At 69.6% G+C, this 1,527-nt stretch carries 1 protein-coding gene; it reads left to right on the top strand.

What is annotated here, in order from left to right; all coding sequences use genetic code 11:
• Positions 1–157: 157 nt before the first annotated feature.
• Positions 158–1,527: acyltransferase domain-containing protein (locus CHC09_RS44810; RefSeq protein WP_218827196.1), on the top strand; the 1,370-nt coding region annotated here is incomplete at its 3' end.

The raw sequence follows: 1,527 nt of genomic DNA, 5'->3' as shown, positions 1-1,527 counted from the left end.
GTCGGCGCGTAGTGAGACCGCGCTCGGTGAGCAGGTAGAACGCCTTCGGGAGGCTGCGGCCGAGCTGAACCCGGTGGATGTGGGTTGGTCGCTGGTCAACGGGCGGGCGTTGCTGGATCACCGTGCGGTGCTCCTGGGCGATGAGGTTGTCGCAGGTGTGCGTTCGGCGGGTCGGACGGCGTTGCTGTTCACGGGTCAGGGTGCGCAGTCGGTGGGTATGGGCCGGGATCTGTACGACCGGTTCCCGGTGTACGCGGCGGCGTTCGATGCGGTGTGTGAGCAGTTGGATCCGGTGTTGGAGCGGCCTCTGTCGTCGGTGGTGTTCGCGCCGGAGGGTTCGGCTGACGCCGCGTTGATCGATCAGACGGTGTTCACGCAGGCCGCGCTGTTCGCGGTCGAGGTGGCGTTGTTCCGGCTGGCGGAGTCGTTCGGGGTGGTCCCGGATGTGGTGCTGGGGCATTCGATCGGTGAGGTCGCGGCCGCTCATGTCGCGGGTGTGCTGGATCTGGCGGACGCGTGCAGTTTGGTCGCGGCTCGTGGCCGGTTGATGCAGGCGGCCCGTGAGGGCGGTGTGATGGTCGCTGTCGAAGCGACTGAGCAGGAGATTCTTGAATCGCTTCCGGCTGTCGGGGTGTCGATCGCCGGCGTGAACGGTCCGCGGTCGGTGGTGGTGTCCGGTGACGCCGACGCGGTCGACCGGGTGGTCGCGGGCTGGCGTGGTCAGGGTCGCCGGGTGCGGCAGTTGGCGGTCAGTCACGCGTTCCATTCGGCGCACATGGACGAGGTGATCCCGGAGTTTGTGGCGGTGGTCGCCGGGCTGCGGCTGTCACCGCCGCGGATTCCGCTGGTGTCCAACGTGTCCGGCCGGCTCGCCGGTGACGAGATCCGCACCGCGGAGTACTGGGGTGAGCAGATCCGCCAAGCGGTCCGTTTCCACGACGGCGTGATCACCTTGCGGGAGCAGGGTGTGACCCGGTTCGTGGAGCTGGGACCGGACGCGGTGCTGTCCGCGCTGGTCCAGCAGAGCCTGGAGACCACCACGGTGGTGGCGCCGACCATGCGCAAGGGCCAGGCCACCTTCCTGACCGCCCTCGCCCACCTGCACGTCACCGGCCGCGACGTCGACTGGTCACCGTTGCTGACCGGCGGGCGTCACGTGGACCTGCCCACCTACCCCTTCCAGCAGCAGCGCTACTGGCTGGAGGCGCCGCACACGCCCGGCGACGCCGCCGGCCTCGGACTGACCGCCACTGATCACCCGCTGCTCGGCGCGGCGGTGCGCCTGGCCGACCGGGACGGCTACCTCTTCTCCGGCCGCCTCGCCCGGCACACCCATCCGTGGCTGACCGATCATGCCGTCGCGGGCACCGTGCTGGTCCCGGGAACAGCGCTGCTCGAACTGGCCATCAGCGCCGGAAGCGTCCTCGGCCTCGACACGGTGGAGGAGTTGACGTTGTCGGCGCCGTTGGTGTTGCCGGAGCGTGGTGGTGTCGCGGTGCAGTTGGTCACCGGTCCGGCCGGGGATGA

This window comes from Actinoplanes regularis (genome assembly GCF_900188005.1).
GTDB classification, from domain to species: Bacteria; Actinomycetota; Actinomycetes; order Mycobacteriales; family Micromonosporaceae; genus Actinoplanes; species Actinoplanes regularis.
Note: the sequence above shows the minus strand (reverse complement) of the source record. Positions and strands in the feature narration are given on the sequence as shown.